This window comes from Streptomyces glaucescens (assembly GCF_002154375.1).
GTDB lineage: Bacteria > Actinomycetota > Actinomycetes > Streptomycetales > Streptomycetaceae > Streptomyces > Streptomyces glaucescens.
The window spans coordinates 1-25,590 of sequence record NZ_MUND01000273.1 but is presented as its reverse complement, the minus strand read 5'-3'; the positions used below and the strand labels follow the sequence as shown (position 1 = coordinate 25,590).

General features: G+C 70.2%; 16 protein-coding genes and 1 pseudogene. 10 read left to right on the top strand and 7 right to left on the bottom strand.

The window, feature by feature from the left end:
• The 6 genes from CCN42_RS18935 to CCN42_RS18910 form a co-directional block, all read right to left on the bottom strand.
• On the bottom strand, positions 1-1,155 hold a 1,155-nt coding region (locus CCN42_RS18935), incomplete at its 3' end, for a glycogen/starch synthase (protein WP_245877358.1).
• Between the two features lie 2 nt (positions 1,156-1,157).
• A complete protein-coding gene (locus CCN42_RS18930; RefSeq protein WP_086737247.1) occupies positions 1,158-2,627 on the bottom strand; it encodes a phosphotransferase in 1,470 nt (489 codons plus the stop codon).
• A 7-nt stretch (positions 2,628-2,634) separates the two neighbouring features.
• The gene (locus CCN42_RS18925) at positions 2,635-3,435 is read right to left on the bottom strand and encodes an ABC transporter permease (protein ID WP_086737245.1); all 801 of its coding nucleotides are present in this window, start codon (positions 3,433-3,435) and stop codon (positions 2,635-2,637) included.
• Positions 3,432-4,241: an ABC transporter permease gene (locus CCN42_RS18920; RefSeq protein WP_086737243.1), complete on the bottom strand. Its 810-nt coding sequence runs from the start codon at positions 4,239-4,241 to the stop codon at positions 3,432-3,434. The genes CCN42_RS18925 and CCN42_RS18920 overlap by 4 nt, the downstream gene beginning before the upstream one ends.
• Positions 4,238-5,263 carry an ABC transporter ATP-binding protein gene (locus CCN42_RS18915; RefSeq protein WP_086737242.1) on the bottom strand — a complete coding sequence of 342 codons (1,026 nt, stop codon included), beginning with the start codon at positions 5,261-5,263 and terminating at the stop codon, positions 4,238-4,240. The genes CCN42_RS18920 and CCN42_RS18915 overlap by 4 nt, the downstream gene beginning before the upstream one ends.
• Entirely contained in the window at positions 5,260-6,552 is a 1,293-nt protein-coding gene (locus CCN42_RS18910; protein WP_086737241.1) for an aspartate aminotransferase family protein, read from the bottom strand. Before CCN42_RS18910 ends, CCN42_RS18915 begins: the two co-directional genes overlap by 4 nt.
• A 258-nt stretch (positions 6,553-6,810) precedes the next feature.
• On the opposite strand from CCN42_RS18910, the gene CCN42_RS18905 reads away from it, so the two are divergent.
• Complete coding sequence (locus tag CCN42_RS18905) at positions 6,811-7,878, top strand: glucose-1-phosphate thymidylyltransferase (RefSeq protein ID WP_086737239.1); 1,068 nt, start codon at positions 6,811-6,813, stop codon at positions 7,876-7,878.
• Positions 7,875-8,852, top strand: a complete 978-nt coding sequence (gene rfbB / locus CCN42_RS18900) for a dTDP-glucose 4,6-dehydratase (RefSeq protein WP_086737237.1) — start codon at positions 7,875-7,877, stop codon at positions 8,850-8,852. Before CCN42_RS18905 ends, rfbB begins: the two co-directional genes overlap by 4 nt.
• Positions 8,853-8,935: 83 nt before the next feature.
• On the opposite strand, the gene CCN42_RS18895 is transcribed toward rfbB, so the two are convergent.
• Positions 8,936-9,973, bottom strand: a complete 1,038-nt coding sequence (locus CCN42_RS18895; RefSeq protein ID WP_086737235.1) for a LacI family DNA-binding transcriptional regulator — start codon at positions 9,971-9,973, stop codon at positions 8,936-8,938.
• Positions 9,974-10,238: 265 nt separating this feature from the next.
• Between CCN42_RS18895 and CCN42_RS18890 the strand changes: the two genes are divergently transcribed.
• From CCN42_RS18890 to CCN42_RS18855, 8 genes and pseudogenes are all read left to right on the top strand, one after another.
• The gene (locus tag CCN42_RS18890; RefSeq protein WP_086737233.1) at positions 10,239-11,513 is read left to right on the top strand and encodes an extracellular solute-binding protein; all 1,275 of its coding nucleotides are present in this window, start codon (positions 10,239-10,241) and stop codon (positions 11,511-11,513) included.
• A 23-nt stretch (positions 11,514-11,536) separates the two neighbouring features.
• On the top strand, positions 11,537-12,559 hold the full coding sequence (locus tag CCN42_RS18885) for a carbohydrate ABC transporter permease (protein ID WP_086737232.1): 1,023 nt from the start codon (positions 11,537-11,539) through the stop codon (positions 12,557-12,559).
• Entirely contained in the window at positions 12,553-13,437 is an 885-nt protein-coding gene (locus CCN42_RS18880; protein ID WP_169731482.1) for a sugar ABC transporter permease, read from the top strand. The genes CCN42_RS18885 and CCN42_RS18880 overlap by 7 nt, the downstream gene beginning before the upstream one ends.
• A 27-nt stretch (positions 13,438-13,464) precedes the next feature.
• Complete coding sequence (locus CCN42_RS18875) at positions 13,465-15,141, top strand: glycoside hydrolase family 13 protein (RefSeq protein ID WP_086737230.1); 1,677 nt, start codon at positions 13,465-13,467, stop codon at positions 15,139-15,141.
• Entirely contained in the window at positions 15,138-16,187 is a 1,050-nt protein-coding gene (locus tag CCN42_RS18870) for a LacI family DNA-binding transcriptional regulator (RefSeq protein ID WP_386582310.1), read from the top strand. The genes CCN42_RS18875 and CCN42_RS18870 overlap by 4 nt, the downstream gene beginning before the upstream one ends.
• A 408-nt stretch (positions 16,188-16,595) precedes the next feature.
• The gene (locus tag CCN42_RS18865) at positions 16,596-18,305 is read left to right on the top strand and encodes a carbohydrate-binding module family 20 domain-containing protein (RefSeq protein WP_086737226.1); all 1,710 of its coding nucleotides are present in this window, start codon (positions 16,596-16,598) and stop codon (positions 18,303-18,305) included.
• 144 nt (positions 18,306-18,449) lie between these two features.
• Positions 18,450-21,563 (top strand): annotated as a pseudogene (locus CCN42_RS18860) (alpha-amylase family glycosyl hydrolase); the annotation flags it as partial.
• A 122-nt stretch (positions 21,564-21,685) separates the two neighbouring features.
• The coding region (locus tag CCN42_RS18855; RefSeq protein ID WP_086737249.1) for an alpha-amylase family glycosyl hydrolase at positions 21,686-25,590 on the top strand (3,905 nt) is incomplete at its 3' end.

Here is a 25,590-nt window from a genome sequence, read left to right as displayed (position 1 = left end):
GAAGTACGGGTCGTCGAGCGGGGCACCGGAGATGCAGCGCACGACGAAGTTCGCGGCCAGGCCGTCGCTCAGCACCTGGTCGACGGCGCGCATCAGTTCCAGCTGGCCCTTGTGGTGCAGGGCGTAGCGCGCGTTGTGGAAGAAGGTCGGCAGCGCGGGGTCCAGGCCCAGTCCGCCGAGCACCGCCGACCGGTCCACCTCACGCGGGTCCCAGGCGAGCCACTGGTCGGATATCGCGCAGCCTCCGACGAACATCTTGTGCGCGTTCTCCTTCACGGCCCGGGCCAGGGGAAGGTGCGCGAAGAGGGCTTCGAAGGGGGTGTCCCGGAAGGAGGCGTAGAAGTCGAGCTGGCCCGGCGAGAGGAAGTCGATCAGGTCGGCGTTCTCCAGGACCAGCCGGTAGAGGGCCACGTGGTCCGGCGGGTACTCGTAGTGCAGATGCGTCAGCTGCTGGTACTGGCGGACCGCCTCGAGGTCCGGCCCGGCCGGCGGGGAATCCTGCGGGAGGTCGGTCCCGGCACCCAGGAGTCCGAGGAGCCGGCGCACCTCGGGCGCGTAGACCTTCTTGGTGATCGGCATGTTGCTCTGCACGGTGCTGACGACGAGCTTGTCCGGGTCGTCGCGCAGCGCGGCCGGCAGCAGGTAGTGGTAGAAGGGCTCGTGGGCGTGGACGATGGCCCGCTCCTCGCCGAACCAGCGGCGCAGGAAGCGCACGCTGTCCACCTGGAAGACCAGAGGCTTGAAGAAGACCAGGTCCCGGCCCTTGGCGGAGTAGGGCGGGTAGAACGTGTCCGGAAGCTGGTCGAGGTGGTCGTTGGAGAGGAAGTACAGGTCCACGCCTTCAAGGCGGATGCGGTGCGCGGTGGTGTGCACGGGCAGTCCCACCTCGGCGGGGAAGCCGTGCCACACCTCCGGGTCCAGGACCAGCGGCAGGAGGTAGTCGTCGGAGTAGCCGAGGTCCTCCACGTCGTACCGGCCGCGCAGGTCGTCGAGCCTGCCGTGCGCGGGAGTGACGAGGGAGACCCGGTGGCCGCGCGCCGCGAACTCCCGGGACAGGTTCCACAGGTACACCGAGGTGCCGCCCTGCAGGAAGGTGTGGTCGAAGCCGCAGCATTCGAAGTAGGTCTCGATGATGTGCATACGGGACTCGGTCACGTTCACGTCCTTGCTGGAATGGTCGGGGCCGAGGCGCGGGCGGCGAGCGCGCGGGCGTGGCGCAGGTCGATCGCGGCGTGGTAGGGGCGGGCGTGGTCGATGTTGTAGGCGAGTTCGTGCAGCAGCCGGCTCAGGTACAGCAGCCGGCGCAGGGGGTCGTTCGCCGTGCTCCCGAGGAGCAGCCGCAGGACGTGCGCCCGCCACACGTCCGCGGCGTGGAAGACCAGGCGCAGCACGGCGCGCGGCGCGTCGGGCCAGCCGTCGGCGCCGTCCAGCGCGCCCCGCATCGTCTCGGAGGAGTCGACGCCGAGGCGCCGCGCGCTCTCGAAGGCGGCCTCGTCGGCGGTGAAGTACTCCAGCGCGCGCTGCACGGCGACGAGGTCCTGCACCGGTGACTGGGCGGCCCATTCCGCCTCGCCCGGGCCCAGGGCCGGGGTGGACATGTCGATCACACTCATCGACCAGCCACCGTCGTCCCGCGGCCGGCACAGCAGGTGCGACAGGTGCAGGTCCCCGTGGCACGGCCCGGAGGGGAACCCCGCCGGGGCGGCGTCGAAGGCGCTGCGCAGCGCGGCGGCCTCCTCTTCCAGGGCCGTGAAGGCGGCGGTGCGCGGGGCCGTGGGCAGGGCGATGTCCGCCGAGGCCAGTTCGGCCGTCCGGGTGGCGGCCCGGGCCAGCACCTCCCGCACCGGGTACGGCGGTACGGGACCTCCGCCGAGCCGGTCGGCGAGGTCGCGGTGGAAGCCGGCCAGAAAGCGTCCGGCGTCGCGCAGGTTGCCCGCCAGCGGGCGCAGATGCGTCCGCACGGCGTCCTCGAGGTCGCCGGGGGTCCGTCCACCGGTCACCTTCGGCCACAGCGACCGCATGCTCAGCCTCAGCGGCAGGTCGAGGCCGTCACCCGGTGCGTAGCGGTAGAACACGCCCAGCGGGTGGTGGGTGCCGTCGGCGGGGTCGACGTAGGTGTAGTCGCCGGCCCAGTCGGGGGTGCGGCCGGTCCGGTTCATCAGCCGCAGGAGTTCCGGTTCCCGGACGGTCTCGTCCAGCCGCCGGTAGGTCTTGTGGACGTAGGCCGTTCCGTCGTTCTCCACCAGGGACAGGACGTTGGAGGACCAGCCCCGCTCGAACGGCAGCAGCCGCACCGAGCGGGCCGTGAGGCGCGCGCCGCGGAAGCGCACCCAGCCGCCGCGGGCGGTGGGCAGCCGGCGTCCCGCGCAGACCCCGTCCAGCACGGCGCACTCGAACTCGGCGCTGCCGTGCGCCTCCTCGAAGCCGTCGGCCCCCGGCCCGGACCGGACCGGGACGAAGTAGCGCCGTCCGGACGCCGGCCCGCCGACGGCCGTCACGACCAGCAGGTGGACGGCCGCGCCGAGTGACGCGTGGTCGACGCACTCGAAGCGCTCGGCCCGCCGGCCGTCCTCGGGCATCCACGGGGCCGTGCGCAGCAAGCGGCCGAGATCGTCGTTTCGTATCATGCCCGACTCAACTTCCGGTCATCTCGTATCGGTTGACGCCGCGGCGCCAGACGGCCAGGGCGAGTGCCAGGGCACCGGCGGTCACCAGCGGCAGCCAGCCGAGCAGGCCCGTCACGCCGGTCAGCAGGTAGACGCTCGGCACGTAGGCGGTGAAGGCGAACGGCAGGACCCAGGTGAGCAGGGTCCTCAGCGAGGGGTGGTAGATGTCCAGGGGGTAGGAGGAGAACTCCGACACCTGGTTGGCCGCGTACATCGCGGGCATGCTCGTGACGGTCCAGAAGGACAGGGAGGCGAAGAACAGCTTCACCGAGGTGTGCAGCAGCGCCCCGCACAGCACGAGTGCGGGCGCCAGCGCCCACTGCAGGGCGGTGAGCGACAGGCCCAGCTCGCTTCCCGCGTAGACCACGAGTACGGCGCCGACGACGAGTTCACCGAGCCCGTCGGGGTGGAAGAAACGCTCCGACAGCAGGGAGAACAGGGGGTCGACCGGCCTGACGAGGTAGCGGTAGAACTCGCCGCGCTGGACCAGTTTGCGGCCCAGTTCCCACAGCTGGTCGGTGAAGAGGTGGTCGAGTCCGCGCGGCAGCAGGGAGAAGCCCAGCAGGAACAGCACCTCGTGGTACGACCAGCCGCCCACGGCGGGGACCTGACGGAAGACGAGACCGACGACCGCCGTCTGGATGCCGACCCGCACCAGGAAGGCGCCCGCGCCGAGCACGAAGTCCGTGCGGTAGGCCGCCAGCCGGTGCAGACCCACCCCGCCCAGGAACCAGGAGAGCCGCAGGTACCGCGTCAGCGTGCGCGTCATCCGCCGAGCACCTCCAGACGTCCGAGGGCGGCGCGCCAGAGCGCGGCGCACAGCAGCGACAGTCCGGCCGCCCAGGCCAGTTGCTGAGCGAGCAGCCCGGCGGCTTCGGCCCAGCCGTCGTAGCGGCCGAGCAGCAGGGTCAGCGGACCGTCGACCATCCCGCGGAAGGGAAGTGCCTTCGCGAGCGCGGCCAGCGGGCCCGGCATCAGCGCGATGGGCACGAGCTGTCCGGCGAAGAAGGCGACGAGGCTCTGCTTGACCATCCGCACGCCCCACGTGTTGGTGGTGAGGAAGCCGGTCATGCCGGTCAGCAGGTTCACGCAGAAGGCCAGCAGCACCGACAGGGCGGTGGAGACGGCGAACAGCAGCAGATCCGCCGGCCGGGGCACGCTGAGCGGCACGACCAGGGTGAAGAGGCCGAGGACCGGCAGTCCGACCAGGACGGCGTTGGCCCCCACCACCGGCAGGCAGGCGAAGAACCGCATCACCGGGTAGCTCACGGGCCGCACGAGCATGACCGCGACGTCACCCCGGTACACCTCGGCCGCGACCTCGTCGTCCACCCGGTTGGTGTGCAGCACCTGGAGGATCTGGGCCACCAGCAGGTAGGTGGTGATGTCCGCCACGGTGAAGCCACCGGGTCCGCGGCCGGGCGTGCCCTCGTACACGGCGCGCCACAGGAAGACGGTCACCGCCGCGCCGGCGGCCGCGGTCATCGTGGTCATGGCGAACATCGAGCGGTACTGCAGCACGGACTGCAGGCCGCTGGTGGCGAACGGGACGTAGCGGCGCAGGCGGGCGGTCATGCGGCCCCGTCGCGTGCGTGCCCGGGGACGCGCGGGCGCCCGTAGATCTCGCGGAGCACGTCCTCGAGGCCGGGTTCGGGTGCGTACCAGTCGGCGAGGTCGAAGTGGTCCAGCAGAAAGGTGAGGACCTGCCGGGAGGTGTAGCGGCCGGTCGGGTAGTCGACGCGGACACGGCCGCCGTCGTCCGGTGTGGCCTGTACGCCCGGCAGCCCGGCTTCGACGCGGGAAAGGACGGTCGCGGTCCCGGTGCGGTCCCGGTGGTCGAAGACGACCGAGCGGTGGTCGGCCGTGCGCAGCAGGTCCTGCAGGGTTCCCTGGTGGACGACCCGCCCGTGGTCGACGACCAGGGCGCTGTCGCAGATCGCGGCGATGTCGGCGATGTCGTGGCTGGTGAGCACGACGGTGGTGCCCAGTTCACGGTGGGCGCGGTTGACCAGATGACGCACCGCGTCCTTCAGCACCATGTCGAGGCCGATCGTGGGCTCGTCCCAGAACAGCACGGCCGGGTCGTGCAGCAGGCTCGCCGCGATCTCGGCGCGCATGCGCTGTCCGAGGCTCAGCTGACGTACGGGTGTGGACCCCAGCGCGTCGATGTCGAGGAGTTCCCGGAACAGGGCGAGGTTGCGCCGGTATACCGGTTCGGGGATGTCGTAGATACGGCGCAGGATGCGGAACGAGTCGGGCACCGACAGGTCCCACCAGAGCTGGCTGCGCTGGCCGAAGACGACGCCGATGGTGCGGGCGTTGCGCTGCCGGTGCCGGTACGGCTCCAGCCCCGCGACCGTGCAGCGGCCGGAGGTGGGGGTCATGATGCCGGTCAGCATCTTGATCGTGGTCGACTTGCCGGCTCCGTTGGCGCCGATGTAGGCGGTCTTCGTGCCGGCCGGTATCTCGAAGGAGATGTCGTCGACGGCGCGCACGACGCGGTAGCGGCGCGTCAGGAGGGTGGAGAGGCTGCCGAGCAGGCCGGGTTTGCGTTCGGCCAGCCGGAATTCCTTGACGAGGTGCTCGGCCACGATCACGCGATCACCCGCTCGAGGGCCTTCTCCAGCAGGCGCAGGCCTTCCTCGAGCAGCGCCTCGTCGAGGGTGAACGGCGGTGCCAGACGCAGGATGTGGCCTCCCAGGGAGGTGCGCAGTCCCAGATCGAGGGCCGTGGTGTAGACGGCCCGGGCCGTCTCGGGCGCGGGCGCGCGGCCGACGGGATCGGTGACGAACTCCAGGCCCCACAGCAGTCCGAGGCCGCGTACCTGGCCCAGCTGGGGAAAGCGGGCCTCCAGAACGCGCAGACGGTCCTCCATGATCTCGCCGAGAACGCGCACGCGGTCGATCAGCCGGTCGCGCTCGACGACCTCGAGTGTGGCGCGGGCGGCGGCGATCCCCAGTGGATTGCTCGCGTACGTCGAGGCGTACGCCCCCGAGGTGGCCGCCTCCGGTCTGCGCAGCAGCTCCGCGCGGCCGGCGAGCACGGCGAAGGGGAATCCGCTCGCGGTGCCCTTGGACAGCGTCACCAGGTCCGGCTCGATGCCGAAGAGTTCGCTGGCGAGGAAGGCGCCCGTGCGTCCGCCGCCGGTGAGGACCTCGTCCGCGACGAGCAGGACGCCGCCGTCCTGGCAGGCGGCGGCGATCCGCTCCCAGTAGCCGGGGGGCGGGACGATGACGCCCGCCGCGCCTAGGACGGGTTCGAAGACGAGTGCCGAGACGTTGGGCTTCTCGGCGATGTGGCGGCGCACGAGCGTCGCGCACCGCACGTCGCACGACGGGTACTCCAGCCCCAGGGGGCAGCGGTAGCAGTAGGGGCTGTAGCCCAGCACGCTGTTTCCGCTGAAGGCCTGGTGGCCGATGTCCCAGTGCACGAGCATCCGGGCGCCCATGGTCTTGCCGTGGAAGCCGTGGCGCAGGGCGCCGATCCGGTTGCGGCCCGGCGCGGCGGTCGCCTGGACGACCCGCAGGGCGGCCTCGACCACTTCTGCGCCGGTGGAGAAGAACGCGTAGGTGTCGAGCTGCTCGGGCAGCAGCCTGGCGAGCAGTTCCAGGAGTCCGGCGCGGTCCGGTGTGGCGCTGTCGTGGGCGTTCCACAGGCGGCGGGCCTGAGCGGTGAGCGCTTCGACGACCTCAGGGTGTCCGTGGCCCAGCGACTGGGTGAGGGTGCCGGCGGCGAAGTCGAGGTACTGGTTGCCGTCGAGGTCGGTCAGCACGGGACCGCGTCCCTCGGCGAAGACCCGGCGTCCGTGGACGGCTTCCTCGGAGGCGCCCGGCGCCAGGTGCCGAACCTCCCGTGCCAGGTGCTGTGTCTGCCGTAAGCCTGTCATCGCTGCCCCTGCTCGTCGGACCGGCTGAGCGATAGCCGGCGAACTGCGTTGTGGCGCACCACGGTTGGCGGTTCGGCGCTGAGTCAAACACTTGAACACACGTCACTGCAAGAGTTTGCGGATCGTTTCAGAAAGTTGTTGCGAGCAGGCCCGGCACTCTGGTTGAGTCGACGTGCTTACGGCGCCACCACGCCTCACGTTCGAGGAGGGACCTGTGAGAACACGCCCCCAGACCGACCCGCCCCCGCGGAGGCCGAGGTGAAGGCCCTGGTCCTGGCAGGTGGTACCGGCAGCAGGCTGAGGCCGTTCACCCACACCGCCGCCAAGCAGCTGCTCCCCATCGCCAACAAACCCGTGCTCTTCTACGCGCTGGAGTCACTCGCCGCGGCGGGTGTCCAAGAGGCCGGCGTCGTCGTGGGCGCGTACGGCCGGGAGATCCGCGAACTGACCGGCGACGGTACCGCGTTCGGGTTACGCATCACCTACCTGCGGCAGACCCGCCCGCTCGGTCTCGCGCACGCGGTGCGCATCGCCCACGACTTCCTGGGTGACGACGACTTCCTGCTGTACCTGGGGGACAACTACCTGCCCCAGGGCGTCACCGACTTCGTCCGCCACTCGGCCGCCGATCCCGCGGCGGCCCGGCTGATGCTCACCCCGGTGGCGGATCCGTCCGCCTTCGGGGTCGCGGAGATCGACACGGACGGGAACGTGCTGCGGCTGGAGGAGAAGCCCGACATCCCCCGCAGCTCGCTCGCGCTCATCGGCGTGTACGCCTTCAGCCCGGCCGTCCACGAGGCGGTACGGGCCATCACCCCCTCCGCGCGCGGCGAGCTGGAGATCACCCATGCCGTGCAGTGGATGATCGACCGGGGACTGCGCGTGCGGGCCGAGACCACCACGCGGCCCTGGCGCGACACCGGCAGCGCGGAGGACATGCTGGAGGTCAACCGGCACGTCCTGGACGGACTCGAGGGCCGGATCGAGGGCAAGGTCGACGCGCACAGCACGCTGGTCGGCCGGGTCCGGGTGGCCGAAGGGGCGATCGTGCGGGGGTCACGCGTCGTGGGCCCTGTGGTGATCGGCGCGGGTGCCGTCGTCAGCAACTCCAGCGTCGGCCCGTACACCTCCATCGGGGAGGACTGCCGGGTCGAGGACAGCGCCATCGAGTACTCCGTCCTGCTGCGCGGCGCCCAGGTCGAGGGGGCGTCCCGCATCGAGGCCTCCCTCATCGGCCGCGGCGCCGTCGTCGGCCCCGCCCCCCGTCTTCCGCAGGCCCACCGACTGGTGATCGGCGACCACAGCAAGGTGTATCTCACCCCATGACCACAAGGATCCTCGTCACCGGCGGAGCGGGCTTCATCGGCTCCGCCTACGTCCGCCACCTCCTGTCGCCCCGAGCGCCCCAGGCTGTCGCGGTGACCGTCCTCGACAAACTCACCTACGCCGGCAGCCTCGCCCGCCTCGACGCGGTGCGTAATCATCCCGGCTTCACCTTCGTCCGGGGCGACGTGTGCGACGCGTCGCTGGCCGACACGCTGGCCGCCCATCACGACGAGATCGTGCACTTCGCGGCCGAGTCGCACGTCGACCGCTCCATCGCCGACAGCGGCGCCGTCACCCGCACCAACGTGCTGGGCACCCAGGTCCTGCTCGACGCCGCGCTCCGCCACGGCGTCCGTACCTTCGTGCACGTCTCCACCGACGAGGTGTACGGCTCCCTCCCGCACGGGGCCGCCCGGGAGAGCGACCCCTTGCTCCCGACCTCGCCGTACGCGGCGTCGAAGGCGGCCTCTGACCTCATGGCCCTCGCGCACCACCGCACGCACGGCCTGGACGTCCGGGTGACCCGCTGTTCGAACAACTTCGGCCCCCACCAGCATCCGGAGAAGCTCATCCCGCGCTTCCTGGCCGGTCTCCTGTCCGGTGGCACCGTCCCCCTCTACGGCGACGGGCAGCACGTGCGCGACTGGCTGCACGTCGACGACCACGTCCGGGCCGTCGAACTCGTCCGCGTGTCGGGCCGGCCGGGGGAGATCTACAACATCGGGGGCGGCACCTCGCTGCCCAACCTGGAGCTCACGCACCGGTTGCTCGCACTGTGCGGCGCGGGCCCGGAGCGGATCGTCCACGTGGAGAACCGCAAGGGGCACGACCGGCGCTACGCGGTCGACCACAGCAAGATCACCGCTGAACTCGGTTACCGGCCGCGCGCCGACTTCGCGGCCGCGCTGGCCGACACCGTGAAGTGGTACGAGCGACACGAGGACTGGTGGCGCCCGCTGCTCGCCGCGACGTGACGGCGGGCCGGGCACGAAGCACCGGGCCTCGGCCGGCACACCGGCGCCCGGTGGCTCGCCGCTTCCGGACGGTGGGCGGCCGGTCAGCGTCGGGAGGCCGGGCGCTGCCCGCTCCGCGGACCGGCGGCAGTGGACCCCCGGACCACCAGTTCCGGCATGAAGACGAACTCGGTGCGCGGCGGCGGCGTTCCGCTCATCTCCTCCAGCAGTGCGTCCACGGCGACCTGCCCCATCGCCTTGACGGGCTGTCTGATGGTGGTCAGAGGAGGGTCGGTGAAGGCGATGAGCGGCGAGTCGTCGAAGCCGACCACCGAGATGTCACCGGGAACCGTGAGGCCCCGCCCGCGCGCGGCCCGCACGGCGCCGAGGGCCATCATGTCGCTGGCACACATGACGGCCGTGCAGCCCAGGTCGATCAGCGCGGAGGCCGCTGCCTGGCCTCCCTCCAGGGAGAACAGCGAGTGCTGCACGAGCTCCTGGGACTCCTGCGCCGACAGTCCCAGGTGCTCCTGCATGCCGGTGCGGAACCCCTCGATCTTCCGCTGCACCGGCACGAAGCGCTCCGGCCCCACCGCGAGCCCTATGCGCTCGTGTCCCAGCTCGGCCAGGTGCGCCACGGCGAGGCGCATCGCGGCCCGGTCGTCCGGGGAGACGAAGGGTGCCTCGATCCGGGGCGAGAACCCGTTCACGAGGACGAAGGGCACGTGCTGCTCGTGCAGCCGGCCGTACCGCGCGGTGTCGGCGGTGGTGTCGGCGTGCAGTCCGGAGACGAAGACGATGCCGGAAACCCCGTGGTTCACGAGCATCTCCGTGAGCTCGTCCTCGGTCGAGCCTCCCGGGGTCTGCGTGGCCAGTACGGGCGTGTACCCCTGACGCGTGAGCGCCTGTCCCATCACCTCGGCCAGTGCCGGGAAGAAGGGGTTGTCCAGCTCCGGCGTGATCAGTCCGACCAGCTCCGCGCGGCGCTGTCGTGGTGGCTGCTCATAGCCCAGCGCGTCGAGTGCGGTGAGCACGGAATCGCGGGTGCCGGCGGCCACACCGCGCGCGCCGTTCAGCACCCGGCTGACCGTGGCCTTGCTGACGCCCGCCCGGGCTGCGATGTCGGCGAGCCGCATGGTCATGGCAGTGCACTTTACCTGCCGGGCCGTCACCGTGTGCCCACCGCGTGGAGAACCGGCGGACCGCGAGGTGCCCGGCGATGACCGGCCACACACCGTGGAGACTGGCCCAACGATGACTGAAATTGCTTGCAGCAAATTGCCGCAACATCTTTCGGTGGCTTTTCGATCCTGTTACGTTCCTGGCAACCCCGGCGCCGCGCAGGAGCGGTTGGCGTGAGGCGTCCAGACCTCCGCCCAATTCCGGGATCACTCAGGGGAGTTCACAATGCGGCGTGGCATTGCGGCCACCGCGCTGGTCGCGGCTCTGGCCATGACGGCTTCGGCATGTGGCGGGGACGACGACGGCCAGACCGGTGCCGAGGGAGGCAGCACGGAGCTGTCGGGAACCGTCACCTTCTGGGACACCTCGAACGAAGCCGAGAAGGCGACGTACCAGGCCCTCGCGGAAGGCTTCGAGAAGGAACACCCGAAGGTCGACGTCAAGTACGTCAACGTCCCGTTCGGTGAGGCGAACGCCAAGTTCAAGAACGCCGCGGGCGGCAACTCCGGTGCCCCGGACGTGATGCGCACGGAGGTGGCCTGGGTCGCCGACTTCGCCAGCATCGGCTACCTCGCCCCGCTCGACGGCACGGCCGCCCTCGACGACGAGTCGGACCACCTTCCCCAGGCCGCGGCCAGCACCAAGTACGAGGGGAAGACCTACGCGGTCCCGCAGGTGATCGACACCCTGGCGCTCTTCTACAACAAGGAACTGCTGAGCAAGGCCGGTGTCGAGGTGCCGGGCTCCGTCGCCGAACTGAGGACGGCGGCCGCCGAGATCACCGAGAAGACCGGTGCCACCGGCCTCTACCTGCGAGGCGACGACCCGTACTGGTTCCTGCCCTACCTCTACGGCGAGGGCGGCGACCTGGTCGACGAGAAGAACAAGACCGTCACGGTCGACGACGAAGCCGGTGTGCGGGCCTACCGGGTCATCAAGGACCTCGTGGACAGCAAGGCCGCCATCACGGACGCGTCCGACGGCTGGAACAACATGCAGAACGCCTTCAAGTCGGGCAAGGTCGCCATGATGGTCAACGGCCCGTGGGCCATCGAGGACGTCAGGGCGGGAGCCCGCTTCAAGGACGCCGCCAACCTCGGGGTCGCCCCCGTCCCGGCCGGCAGCGCCGCGCAGGGCTCCCCCCAGGGCGGATGGAACCTCTCGGTGTACGCGGGCTCGAAGAACCTCGACGCCTCCTACGCCTTCGTGAAGTACATGAGCTCCGCGAAGGTGCAGCAGCAGACCACCGAGAAGCTGAGCCTGCTGCCCACCCGCACGTCCGTGTACGAGGTGCCGGCCGTGGCGGACAACGAGATGGTGAAGTTCTTCAAGCCTGCGGTCGACAAGGCCGTGGAGCGGCCGTGGATCGCCGAGGGCAACGCCCTCTTCGAACCGATCCGGCTGCAGATGGCCAACGTGCTCTCCGGCGAGACCAGCCCGGACAAGGCGGCCGCGAACACCGGCGACGCCTATCGCAAGCTGCTCAAGGACTACAAGTAGGCCACGGGAAGGCTGACCGACCAATGGCTGTCGAGACCAGCCAGTCGGTGACGAAGGCCGCGGACACACCGGGTGCCCGCGGCCGGGGCCACCGCACTGACCACAAGACCCCCAAGACCCCCGGACGGCTGCGCAGAGCCCTGGCCACCCACTGGTACGCCTGGAGCATGATCGCCCCCGTGGTGATCGTGATCGGCGTGATCATCGGATACCCGCTCGGGCGCGGCATCTGGCTGTCCTTCACCGACGCCAACGAGGCGAACGTCGAGCGCACCATCGGCGTCAACCACATCCCCGCGACCTACGAGTACGTCGGCCTCGACAACTACCAGGCCATCCTCAGCGACGGCCTCTTCTGGGACCGGCTCGGCTGGACCGTGCTGTGGACGGTCAGTTGTGTGGCGCTTTCGTTCGCGCTCGGCCTGGTACTGGCCGTCATGCTCAACCGCGCCTTCAAGGGCCGCACCCTGTACCGCACGGCACTGATCCTGCCCTGGGCGGTGCCGGCGTTCGTCTCCGTGTTCACCTGGCGCCTGCTGTTCAACGAACGCAGCGGCCTGTTCAACGAACTGCTCACCGGCGCCGGTCTCGACCGGATCTCCTGGCTCAACGACCCGACCTGGGCGAAGATCTCCGTCATCACGGTGAACGTCTGGGTGGGCGTGCCGTTCATGCTCATCGCGCTCCTCGGCGGCCTCCAGTCCATCCCCGGGGAGCTCTACGAGGCGGCGGAGATGGACGGGGCCAGTCCGTGGCAGCGTTTCCGCCACATCACCCTGCCGGGGCTGCGGTCCGTGTCGAGCACGGTCATCCTGCTCAGCACCATCTGGACCTTCAACATGTTCCCGGTCATCTTCCTGCTGACCCGGGGCGGCCCGGGGGACGCCACCGAGATCCTGGTGACGTACGCCTACCGGCTGTCCTTCGTCATCAGCCCGCGCGACTACTCCACGTCCGCCGCCTGGGGCGTGCTGATCCTGTTCCTCCTGGCACTCGTCACGGCGGCCTACCGCCGTGCACTGCGCAAGCAGGGAGACACCTGGTGACCACGACCACACACATCCCCGCCGGCACCGAGCCGCCGGCCCCCGTGCGCAAGCGCGGCGAGCGCGGGCCGCTCGCCTCACTGGGACTGCACCTGACCCTGCTGATCGCCTCCGTCGTCGCGGTCTTCCCCCCGCTGTGGCTGCTGGTCACCTCCTTCAAGCCGAAGACCGACGCGTTCGACACCTCCCTCGTCAAGGACTTCACCCTCGGCAACTACAGCCATGTCATGCGCGACACCGACTTCCTGTCCTGGCTGCAGAACTCGCTGATCGTCGTCGGCCTGACCACGCTGATCGGCGTGTTCATCTCCGCGACGACCGGTTACGCGGTGAGCCGCTTCCGCTTCCCCGGCATGCGCCCCCTGATGTGGATGCTCCTGCTCACCCAGATGTTCCCGGTGGCGGTGCTCATCGTGCCGTTGTACAACCTGCTCGCCGACCTCGGCCTGCTCAACCAGCCGATCGGCCTGGTCGTCACCTACCTCACCGTCGCCGTGCCGTTCTGCGCCTGGATGATGAAGGGCTACTTCGACGGCATCCCGGTCGAGATCGACGAAGCCGGCCGGGTCGACGGACTCAACCCGTTCGGAACGTTCTGGCGGCTGGTGCTGCCGTTGGCCCGGCCGGGGCTCGCCGTCACCGCCTTCTACACCTTCATCACCGGATGGGCGGAGGTGGCCTACGCGTCCGCCTTCATGACCGGTGAGGAGAACCTCACGCTCGCGGGAGGCCTCCAGACGTTCGTCAACCAGTACACGAGTGACTGGGGCGCGCTGACCGCCGCAGCCGTGATCATCGCGATACCCGCCTCGATCGTCTTCGGTCTTGTCGCGCGGCACCTCGTCTCCGGCCTGACCGCAGGCGCCACCAAGTCCTGACCGTCCCCCCATCACAGGCAGGAAACCATGACCCAGTACCTTGCCGAACCCGGCACCCACACCCGGCCCCCCGGTCCCGGCGAGCGCCCGGGCTGGTGGCGGGAAGCCGTGATCTACCAGGTCTACCCCCGCAGCTTCGCCGACAGTGACGGCGACGGCATCGGCGACCTCCAGGGCATCCGCTCCCGGCTGCCGTATCTGAAGGAGCTCGGTGTCGACGCCGTCTGGCTCAGTCCCTTCTACGTCTCGCCCCAGACCGACGGCGGGTACGACGTCGCCGACTACCGGGCCGTCGACCCCATGTTCGGCACGCTGCTCGACGCGGACGAACTGATCAGGGACGCGCACGTCCTGGGGCTGCGCGTCATCGTCGACGTGGTTCCCAACCACTGTTCGAACCAGCACGACTGGTTCCGGCGCGCCCTGCGCGAGGGCCCCGGCTCCCCGCTGCGCGACCGCTTCCACTTCCGGCCCGGACGCGGACCCGCGGGGGAGACTCCCCCCAACGACTGGGAGTCCATCTTCGGGGGCCCCGCCTGGACGCGCACCGAGAACCCGGACGGCACCCCGGGGGAGTGGTACCTCCACCTCTTCGCTCCCGAGCAGCCCGACTTCAACTGGGAGAACCCGGCGGTGCGGGACGAGTTCCGCTCCGTGCTGCGGTACTGGCTCGACATGGGCGTCGACGGTTTCCGGATCGACGTCGCCCACGGCCTGGTCAAGGCCGCGGGACTGCCCGACACGGGCCGCACCGGGCAACTGCGTCTCCTGGGCACCCAGACCCTGCCCTTCTTCGACCAGGACGGCGTGCACGAGATCTACCGGTCGTGGCGCGAGATCCTCGACGAGTATCCGGGCGAGCGCATCGGTGTCGCCGAGGCGTGGACGCCGAGTGCCGAGCGCACGGCACAGTACGTGCGGGCGGACGAGCTGCACCAAGCCTTCAACTTCCACTACCTGGGCGCCGGCTGGGACGCCGGGGCGCTGCGCCGGGCGATCGACGAATGCCTGGACGCCATGCGCCCGGTGGGCGCGCCCAGCACCTGGGTGCTGTCCAACCACGACGTGGTCCGGCACGCCACCCGCTTCGCCGTGGACAGTCCCGAGCAGGGGCTGCGCCGGGCGCGCGCGGCGACGCTGCTGATGCTGGCCCTGCCCGGGTCCGCCTACCTCTACCAGGGGGAGGAGCTCGGCCTGCCCGAGGTGACCGAACTGCCGGACGAGGTGCGACAGGACCCCTCCTTCTTCCGGGACAACGGGCAGGACGGGCTGCGGGACGGCTGCCGGGTGCCGGTCCCGTGGTCGGGAACCGAGGCGCCGTACGGCTTCGGGCCCGTCGCGGGCGGACCGAGCTGGCTGCCGCAGCCGGGGAGCTGGCGGCATCTGTCGGTCGAGGCCCAGTCGGGTGACCCGGGGTCGACGCTGGAGCTCTACCGCAGTGCCCTGGCCCTGCGACGGGAACATCCCGCGCTCGGTGCCGGTGACGGCGTCGAGTGGCTGGAGGCCCCCGAGGGGGTCCTCGCCTTCCGCCGCACCACGCCGGACGGCCGCGGCGGCCTGATCTGCACCGTGAACCTGACCGGCGAGCCGGTGCGGTGGGCCGTGCCGGGGCGGCCCCTGCTCAGCAGCAGCAGCGGCGAGCCGGTGCCGGAGGGCGACGTGGCCGAACTTCCCGCGGACGGTACCGTCTGGTGGGCGGTGTGACCCTGCCCCTGACGCGGGGTGCCGACAGCGGCACCCCGCGGCTCACCGACATCGCGGCCCAGGCCGGGGTCAGCGAGGCCACGGCGAGCCGGGTGCTCAACGGGAAGCCGGGAGTCGCCCCCGCCACCCGGCGACGGGTGGTGGCCGCGCTCGACGTGCTCGGCTACGAGCGGCCCGTACGCCTGCACCAGCGCAGCGCCGGCCTGGTCGGGCTGGTGATCCCGGAGCTGACGAACCCGATCTTCCCGGCTTTCGCCCAGGTCATCGAGCAGGTGCTGGCCGGGCACGGATACACGCCCGTGCTGTGCACCCAGATGCCCGGCGGGTCCACCGAGGACGAACTCGTGGAGCAATTGGAGGACCGGGGCGTCACGGGGATCGTCTTCCTGTCCGGGCTGCACGCGGACACGACCGCCGACCCCGTCAGATATCACAAGCTGGCCTCCCGCCGTCTGCCGTTCGTCCTGGTGAACGGGTACAACGAGCGGATCACGGCGTCCTTCGTCTCGTCCGACGACCGGTCCGCCGTGCGGATGGCGGTGCGGCACCTGGCCGATCTGGGCCATGTGCGGGTCGGGCTCGCCGTCGGGCCCACCCGTTTCGTGCCGTCGCGGCGCAAGGCCGAGGGCTTCGCCGCGGCCGTGCACTCGTTCTGCGGAACACGCGTCGAGGAGTCCGAACAGCGCATCGAGCGAACCCTGTTCACGGTCGAAGGCGGCCATGCGGCGGGAGCGGCGCTGCTGGACAAGGGGTGTACGGGAATCATCTGCGGCAGCGATCTGATGGCCCTGGGAGTGATCCGCGCGGTGCGCGAGCGCGGTCTGTCGGTCCCGGAGGACGTCTCGGTGATCGGGTTCGACGACTCACCGCTGATCGCATTCACCGACCCTCCGCTCACCACGGTGCGTCAGCCGGTGCACGCGATGGCGACCGCGGCGGTGGGCGCTCTCCTGGAGGAGGTCGGCGGAACCCCGGTGCAGCGGACCGAGTTCGTCTTCCAGCCGGAGCTGGTGGTCCGCGCTTCCACGGCTCGGTGGAACGGGTGAACGCACCGGCCAGGGGGAGAGGCTCCGCAGCCGGCCCTGGTCGGGGCAGCGGGGCGGCGTGAAGGCTGCGGAGCCCCGGCTGGAGATCCGGTCCGGCGGGCCGGGCGCGTGGGCCCCTACCTCTCGGGCCTCCGGGCCGCCGGACCGGACGGTGATTGAACGTAACACCTCTGAAACGTTTGCGAAAGGGTTTGCAGGACCCTAATTCGCATGCAGACCAGTGACGTTGAAGTTTTTGTGGAGACGTCAAAGACTCCTGACAGGAGGGTTGACCGAAGGTGGACGGGATCGTACGGTCCTGACCGCAAGAAGTTGCTGAGCGTTTCAGCAAGAACCCACAGGCCTGTCGGGCACGGCGCGTTGCTGCGTGAAGGCCTCTCATCCGCATCAGGTGGATCAGGAGGAACAATGGCCAACAGGACCGTGGCCACTGCACTCGCCCTTGTGGCGGGAGCCGCTGTGGTCGTCACGGCACCCGGAACCGCGCACGCGGACCCGCCCGGCGACAAGGACGTCACCGCGGTGATGTTCGAGTGGAGCTTCGACTCGGTCGCCAAGGCGTGCACCACCGACCTCGGACCGGCCGGATACGGGTACGTGCAGGTGTCACCGCCGAACGAGCGGGTGCCGGGCCCGCAGTGGTGGACCGCGTATCAGCCCGTCAGCTACAAGATCGCCACGAAACTGGGCGACCGCAGCGCCTTCAAGAACATGATCGACACCTGTCACGCCGCCGGCGTCAAGGTGGTCGTCGACACGGTCATCAATCACATGGCCAACAGCGCGGGCACCGGCACCGGCGGCTCGTCCTACAGCAAGTACGACTACCCCGGTCTGTACTCGCGGTCCGACATGGACGACTGCATGAGGGACATCGACAACTACGGCAGCAGCTGGAACGTGCACCACTGCGAACTGTCCGGCCTGCCCGACCTCGACACCGGCGAGGAGCACGTCCGCGCGACCATCGCCGGGTACTTGAACGACCTGCTGTCCCTCGGAGTGGACGGCTTCCGTATCGACGCCGCCAAGCACATTTCGCCGGCCGATCTCGCCGCCGTCAAGGGCCGGCTCGGCAATCCGAACGTCTACTGGAAGCAGGAGACCATCGGGGCATACGGCGAAGCCGTGCAGCCCGGCCAGTACACCGGCACCGGTGACGTCCAGGAGTTCGCCTACGGCAAGGACCTGAAGCGCGTCTTCTCCGGCGAGAAGCTCGCGTACCTCAAGAACTTCGGCGAGGCCTGGGGACACGTCCCCAGCAGCAAGGCCGCCACCTTCGTGACCAACCACGACACCGAGCGCCACAACTCCACGCTGACCTACAAGGACGGCGCCAAGTACACCCTCGCCCACGTCTTCATGCTGGCCTGGCCCTACGGGTCGCCGGACGTCCACTCCGGCTACGAGTTCAGCAACGACGCGGGCAGCCCCAACAACGGCCGGGTCGACGCCTGCTACACGAACGGGTGGAAGTGCCAGCACGCCTGGCGCGAGATCGCCGGCATGGTCAAGTTCCGCAACACCGCGGGCAGCGCGGAAGTGACCAACTGGTGGGACAACGGCAACAACGCCATCGCCTTCGGCCGTGGCAGCAAGGCCTACGTCGCGATCAACCACGAGACCGGCTCACTGACCCGCACGTTCCAGACGTCGCTGCCCGCCGGCACCTACTGCGACGTCCAGAGCGGCAAGCCCGTCACGGTGAACGGCTCCGGCCAGTTCACCGCGACCCTCGGCGCCGACACGGCCCTCGCCCTGCACACCGGTGCGACCAGCTGCTCCGACCCGGGCGGCGGGGACCCCGGTGAGGACCCCGGCGCCACCACGGGCGCCTCGTTCAGCGTCGACGCCCCCACCGCCTGGGGCGAGAACATCTACGTCACCGGCAACCGGTCCGCGCTCGGCGACTGGAACCCGGCCGGCGCGCTCAAGCTCGACCCGGCGGCCTACCCCGTCTGGAAGCTCGACGTCGCCCTCCCGGCAGGCACCTCCTTCGAGTACAAGTTCCTCCGCAAGGACGCCTCCGGCAAGGTCACCTGGGAGAGCGGCACCAACCGCACCGCCACCGTCCCGTCCAGTGGCAGGACACTGCTGAGCGACACCTGGCGCAGCTGAACCAGGAAACGCTCCCTATCGCCGGCCGAAGGACCGCCCGGTTCGCCCCGCGATGGCGAACCGGGCGGCCCGCCGTGTCCGCGCGGACACCCCCGCGTGCACGAGTCGCCACCCCGCTCGACGGGTCCAGGAGAAGAAAGGCCCATGACCCCATTACCGTCCCGGCGCACGACCGCCCGGATCTCGGCCGTCGCACTGTCCCTGTCGGTGCTGACGGCCCTGCCACCCGCCACCCCTCCCGCGGACGCCGCGCCTCCACGGCCGCCGTCCGACCGCGCGCTCGCCCGCACCCCGGCGCGTCCCGCCCCGTCGCGTGAACAGTTCTACCTGGCACTGCCGGACCGCTTCGCCAACGGATCCACCGCCAACGACCGGGGCGGTCTCACCGGCGATCGCTCGGTGACCGGACACGACCCGACCGACAAGCGCTTCTACCAGGGCGGCGACCTCAGGGGCCTGATCGAGAAGCTGGACTACATCAAGGGCCTGGGCACCACCGCGATCTGGATGGCCCCCGTCTTCAAGAACAAGCCGGTGCAGACCATGGGCGGCACCGAGATGGCCGGCTACCACGGCTACGCGATCACGGACTTCACCCGGGTCGATCCCCACTTCGGCACCAACGCCGAGCTCGCGGAACTCGTCGACAAAGCCCATGCCAAGGGGATGAAGGTCTTCTTCGACGTCATCACCAACCACACCGCCGACACCGTCGACTACGCGGAGCAGAAGTACGGCTACCGTTCCAAGGGCGCCTACCCCTACCTCGACACCGAGGGCCGTCCCTTCGACGACAGCGCCGGTATGGCCCAGGTCGACGAGGACGGCCTCCCGTACACACCGCGCAACCGCACCGGCGAGCACGACACCAAGGTCCCGGCCTGGCTGAACGACCCCACGATGTACCACAACCGGGGCGACTCGACCTTCGCCGGCGAGAGCGCGCTGTACGGCGACTTCATCGGCAACGACGACCTGTGGACGGAACGGCCCGAAGTCGTCGAGGGCATGGAGCGCATCTACGAGACATGGGTGAGGGATTTCGGCATCGACGGCTTCCGCGTCGACACGGCGAAGAACGTCAACATGGCCTTCTGGACGCAGTGGGCCACAGCGCTGGACGCCTACGCGGCCCGGCAGGGGAAGCCGGACTTCTTCATCTTCGCGGAGGCCTTCTCCGCCGACCCCACCGTCATGGCCCCCTACCTCACCGAAGGCCGGCTCGACGCCACTCTCGACTTCCCCTTGCAGGCCGCGGTCCGCAACTACGCGTCCCGCGGCGGCCCCACGCGGGACCTCGCGCACGTCCTCGCCCAGGACTACCGCTACACCACCGACAAGGCCAACGCGTACGGCGAGGTGACCTTCCTCGGCAGTCATGACATGGGCCGCATCGGGAGCTTCGTCAGCCAGGACCATCCCGGCGCGGACGACGCCGAGCTGTTGCGCCGCGACCGGTTCGCGCACGAGCTGCTGTTCCTGTCCCGGGGCAATCCCGTGATCTACGCCGGTGACGAGCAGGGCTTCACCGGACCGGCGGGTGATGTGTACTCCCGGCAGCCGCTGTTCGCGTCGAAGGTGGGGGAGTACCTCGACGACGATCAGATCGGCACGGAGCGTACGCATGCCTCGGACGCGTTCGATGCGGCGCATCCGCTGTACCGGTCGATCGCCGCGCTGTCGCGGCTGACGAAGCGGCATCCGGCGTTGCGCGACGGTGTGCAGCAGGAGCGGTACGCGGACGACGGGCCGGGCGTGTACGCGTTCTCGCGCACGGACTTGAAGCGGAGGGTCGAGTATGTCGTGGCGGTGAACAACGCCGAGCGGGCCCGGTCGGTCGAGGTGCCGACGTATGCGGCGGGGATGGACTTCCGTGGTGTGTACGGATCGTCGGCGCGGGTGACCAGCGGCGGTGACCGGAAGATCTCGGTGGTGGTGCCGCCGTTGTCGGCGGTGGTGCTGAAGGCGGCCAGGCCGCTTGCGTTCCCGGCGGCCGGGCCGTCGGTGACGTTGCGGGCGCCCGCGGCGGGTGCGACCGGTGATGTGGAGATCGCCGCGACGGTGGACGGTGGCCAGCTGAACCGGGTGGTGTTCGCCGCGCAGGTGGGCGACGGGCCGTGGCGGACGCTGGGCTCGGCCGATCACGCTCCTTACAAGGTGACCCAGCACCTGCCGGACACGGTGCGTGCGGGGACCGTTCTGCGGTACAAGGCCGTGGTCGTCGACAGTGCCGGACGCACCGCGAGCGCCACCGCCACCACCACCGCCGGACGACCGCCCGTGGCCGAGAGACCGACGGCGAAGCGACAGCACGCGGTCGTCCACCACCGGCGAGCCGACGGCGACTACGACGGTCTGCGGCTGCGGACCGCCGACGGTACGACGGCCCGGTTCATCGGCCGTGACGCCTACGGCGCCTTCGCGTGGATCACGCCCGGCACCGGCACCGGCACCATCCGCTTCACCATCGAGAAGGACGGTGTCGCCGACGGACCCGAGCGCGCCTTCGACTTCGCCGCGGCCGGCGAGGTGTGGACCGAGGAGAACAGCGCGGTCGTCCGCAAGGCCCGGCCCAAGGCCGCGTATCCGCCGCAGGACGGGTCCAAGGCCGTCCTGCACTACCACCGGCCCGACGGCGACTACGAGGGATGGGGCCTGCACACCTGGACCGGATCCGCGGATCCGCCCGAGTGGAACGAGCCCATCCAGCCGGTGCGCGAGGACTCCTTCGGCCTGGTCTTCGAAGTGCGGCTCAACGACGGAGCCGCCTCGCTCAGCTACATCCTGCACAAGAGGGAGGAGAAGGACGTCCCGGTCGACGAGGCCCTCGACTTCTCCCTGTACGGGCACGAGGTCTGGCGCGTGGCCGGCGACCCCGCCTATCTGACGCCTTCTCCCGGCGGCGCCTTCGGCCTCGACCTCGACGCGTCGGAGGCCACCTGGATCGGTGACGACACCGTCGTATGGGCGGGCGAGGGCACGGGCGTCGCCAGTCAGCAACTGGTGTACGCCACCGAAGGCGACCTCACGCTCGCGAACGGCGCCCTCTCCGCAGAGGGCCAGTGGCTGCGACTCGTCCCGACCGAGCTGACCGAGGCACAGAAGTCCCGCTACCCGCAGCACGCGCAGGCTTCCGCGTTCCGCGTGGACCCACGGGACCGCGACCGCATCGGCCAGGCCCTCGGGGCCCGGCTGTTCGCCACCCAACGAGCGGACAGCGGCGCCCTGCTGGGCGCCACCGGCGTGCGTATCGAAGGAAAACAACCGGAAGGAACCGACAAGTGACCGGTGCGTTCCCAGACCCAACAGATCGAAGGAGCCGGACAAGGCGAAGAGACCGCGGTGGTCGCGGACTCGTGCCGCGGCCCAAGGCCGTCAGCGTGACCCGTCCCACCGCCGTCGCCACCTCGGCCGTCGTGGCCGCGTTGCTCGCCACGGCGCTCGGCACGCCCCAGCCGGCGACCGCGGCGACCGCGGGGGCCCGGCCGCCCGGGCCGCCGTCCGACGCCCGGCTGGCCGCCGAGCCGGCCCGCCATGACCTGACCCGGGAGCAGTCGTACTTCCTGCTGCCCGACCGGTTCGCCAACGGCTCCACGGCCAACGACCGCGGAGGGCTCACCGGTGACCGGACCACTACCGGCTTCGACCCGACGGACAAGGGCTTCTACCAGGGCGGCGACCTCAGGGGCCTGATCAAGAAGCTGGACTACATCAAGGGTCTGGGCACCACCGCCATCTGGATGGCCCCCATCTTCAAGAACAAGCCGGTGCAGGGCGGCGGCGAGTCCGCCGGGTACCACGGCTACTGGATCACGGACTTCACCCAGGTCGACCCGCACTTCGGGACCAACGCGGAGCTCGCGGAACTCATCGACAAGGCCCATGCCAAGGGTATGAAGGTCTTCTTCGACGTCATCACCAACCACACCGCCGACACCGTCACGAACGTCGAGAAGAAGTACGGATACCGTTCCAAGGGCGCCTACCCCTACCTCGACACCGAGGGCCGTCCCTTCGACGACAGCACCGGTATGGGCGAGGTCGACCGGGACAGCTTCCCGTACACGCCCGTCGTGCACGAGGACGAGGCCGACACCAAGGTCCCGGCCTGGCTGAACGACCCCACGATGTACCACAACCGGGGCGACTCGACCTTCGTCGGTGAGAGCGGCCTGTACGGGGACCACACCGGTCTCGACGACCTGTGGACCGAGCGGCCCGAGGTCGTCAAGGGCCTGGAGAAGATCTACCAGAGGTGGGTCAAGGACTTCGACGTGGACGGCTTCCGCGTCGACACGGTACGCAACGTCGACATGCCGTTCTGGACCCGGTGGGCCACCGCGATCGACGCCTACGCAGCGAAGAAGGGGCGCGAGGACTTCTTCGTCTTCGGCGAGACCCTCTCCTCCGACCCGGCCGTCACGGCGCCCTACGTGACCCGGGGCCGCCTCGACGCCACCCTCGACTTCCCGCTGCAGAACGCCATCCGTGGCTACGCCTCCCAGGACAAGCCGGCGAGCACCCTGTCCGGCGTCCTCGCCCAGGACTACCGCTACACCACCGACAAGGCCAACGCCTACGAGCAGGTCACCTTCCTCGGCAACCACGACATGGGCCGCATCGGCAGCTTCGTCAGCCAGGACCATCCCGGCGCGGACGACGCCGAGCTGTTGCGCCGCGACCGGTTCGCGCACGAGCTGCTGTTCCTGTCCCGGGGCAATCCCGTGATCTACGCCGGTGACGAGCAGGGCTTCACCGGACCGGGCGGGGACAAGGGCGCCAGGCAGACGCTGTTCGCCTCCAAGGTCGAGGACTACGTCGACGACGATCAGATCGGCACAAAGCGTACGCATGCCTCGGACGCGTATGACCCGGCGCATCCGCTGTACCGGTCGATCGCTTCCCTGTCGCGGTTGACGAAGCGGCATCCGGCGTTGCGCGACGGTGTGCAGCAGGAGCGGTACGCGGACGACGGGCCGGGCGTGTACGCGTTCTCGCGCACGGACCCGAGGCAGAAGGTCGAGTACGTCGTGGCGGTGAACAACGCCGAGCGGGCCCGGTCGGTCGAGGTGCCGACGTATGCGGCGGGGATGGACTTCCGTGGGGTGTACGGATCCTCGGCGCGGGTGACCAGTGGCGCGGACAAGAAGGTGTCGGTGGTGGTGCCGCCGTTGGCCCCGGTGGTGCTGAAGGCGGCCGGGCCGCTGATGTCCCCGGCTGCCAGGCCGTCGGTGTCGGTGCGGGCGCCGGCGGCCGGTGCCACCGGTGACGTGGAGATCTCCGCGGACGTGGACGGCGGGTTGCTGAACCGGGTGGTGTTCGCCGCGCAGGTGGGTGACGGGCCGTGGCGGACGCTGGGTTCGGCCGACCACGCCCCCTACAAGGTGACCCAGCACCTGCCCGACACGGTGCGCGCGGGGACTGCTCTGCGGTACAAGGCCGTGGTCGTCGACAGTGCCGGACGCACCGCGAGCGCCACCGCCACCACCACCGCCGGACAACCACCGCTCAAGCCCAAGCCGAGCGCGGTCGACCGCCCCTACGCCGTGGTGCACTACCAGCGGGCGGGCGGCGACTACGAGGGCTGGCAGCTCAAGTCCTCGACGGGCACCGCGGACTTCATCGGTCGTGACGCCTACGGGGCCTTCGCCTGGGTGCAGTTGGACGACGGCATCGGCAACGTCACCTACACCGTGGAGAAGGACGGGGCCGCGGACGGCCCGCAGCGCGCGTTCGAGCCGGCGAAGACCGGCGAGGTCTGGATCGAGCAGGGCGAGGACGGACAGGCGGTGACGGCTCCCGAGGGGGCGTACCCGCCGCAGGACCAGAAGAAGGCCGTCCTGCACTACCACCGCGCCGACGGCGACTACGAGGGCTGGGGCCTGCACACCTGGACCGGCGCGGCGAACCCGACGGACTGGACCAAGCCGTTGCAGCCGGTCGCCAGGGACAGTTTCGGCGTGACCTTCGAGGTGCCCCTCGCCGAAGGTGCCACGTCCCTCAGCTACATCGTCCACCGGGGCGACGAGAAGGACATCTCCAGCGACCGGTCCCTCGACTTCGCCGGCCACGGCAAGGAGGTCTGGCTCATCGGCCGCACCGACGGCTACCTGCTGCCGACCGTCGGCTCCGCCCCCGACCTCGACCTCGGCTCCTCGAAGGCCCAGTGGATCGACGCCGAAACGGTGGTGTGGAAGGTCAAGGCCACCGACGCCACCAGTCAGCAGCTGGTGTACGCCCCCCGGGGCGACATCACCATCGAGGAAGGTGCCCTCTCCCACGAGGGACACTGGCTGCGTCTGGCACCGACGACCCTGAGCGACGCGCAGAAGGCCGCGCACCCGCACCTGAGGGACCACCCGGCCTTCACGGTCGACCCGCGTGACCGCGACCGTGTCCGCACCGCGCTGCGCGGCCAGGTCATCGCCACACAGCGGGCCGCCGACGGAGCGCTGCTCGCGGCCACGGGCGTTCAGATCCCCGGGGTGCTGGACGATCTCTACGGCGAGGCGCGCAACGCCCGCCTCGGGCCCGTCTTCGACCGGGGCAGGCCCACCTTGTCCGTCTGGGCCCCCACGGCCCGCTCGGTCTCCCTGGAGCTGGACGGCAGACGGGTCCCGATGCGCCGGGACGGTGACACGGGTGTCTGGTCGGTGACGGGATCCAGGGCCTGGACCGGCAAGCCGTACCGGTACGCCGTCACGGTGTGGGCCCCGTCCGTCCGCAGGATCGTCACCAACAAGGTCACCGACCCGTACTCGGTGGCCCTGACGGCCGACTCCGCCCGCAGTCTCGTCGTCGACCTGGACGACAAGGCGCTGAAACCGGCGGGGTGGTCCGGGCTGGACAAACCCGAGGCCGTGCCCCTCAAGGACGCGCAGATACAGGAGCTGCACGTGCGCGACCATTCCGTCGAGGACTCGACGGTTCCGGCCGGCGAGCGAGGCACATACGCCGCCTTCTCCCGGAAGAACTCGGCCGGCAGCAGGCACCTGCGTGCTCTGGCCGAGGCGGGCACCTCCCACGTCCACCTGCTGCCGGTCTTCGACGTCGCGACCATCCCGGAGGAGAAGGCCGACCGGGCGACCGTCGAGTGCGACCTGGCCTCCTTCCCGGCCGACTCCGACGAGCAGCAGGAGTGCGTGGCGAAGGCGGCGGCGAAGGACGCCTACAACTGGGGCTACGACCCGTACCACTACACGGTCCCCGAGGGCTCCTACTCCACCGACCCGGACGGCACCACCCGCACGGTCGAGTTCCGGAGGATGGTCAAGGCGCTCAACGA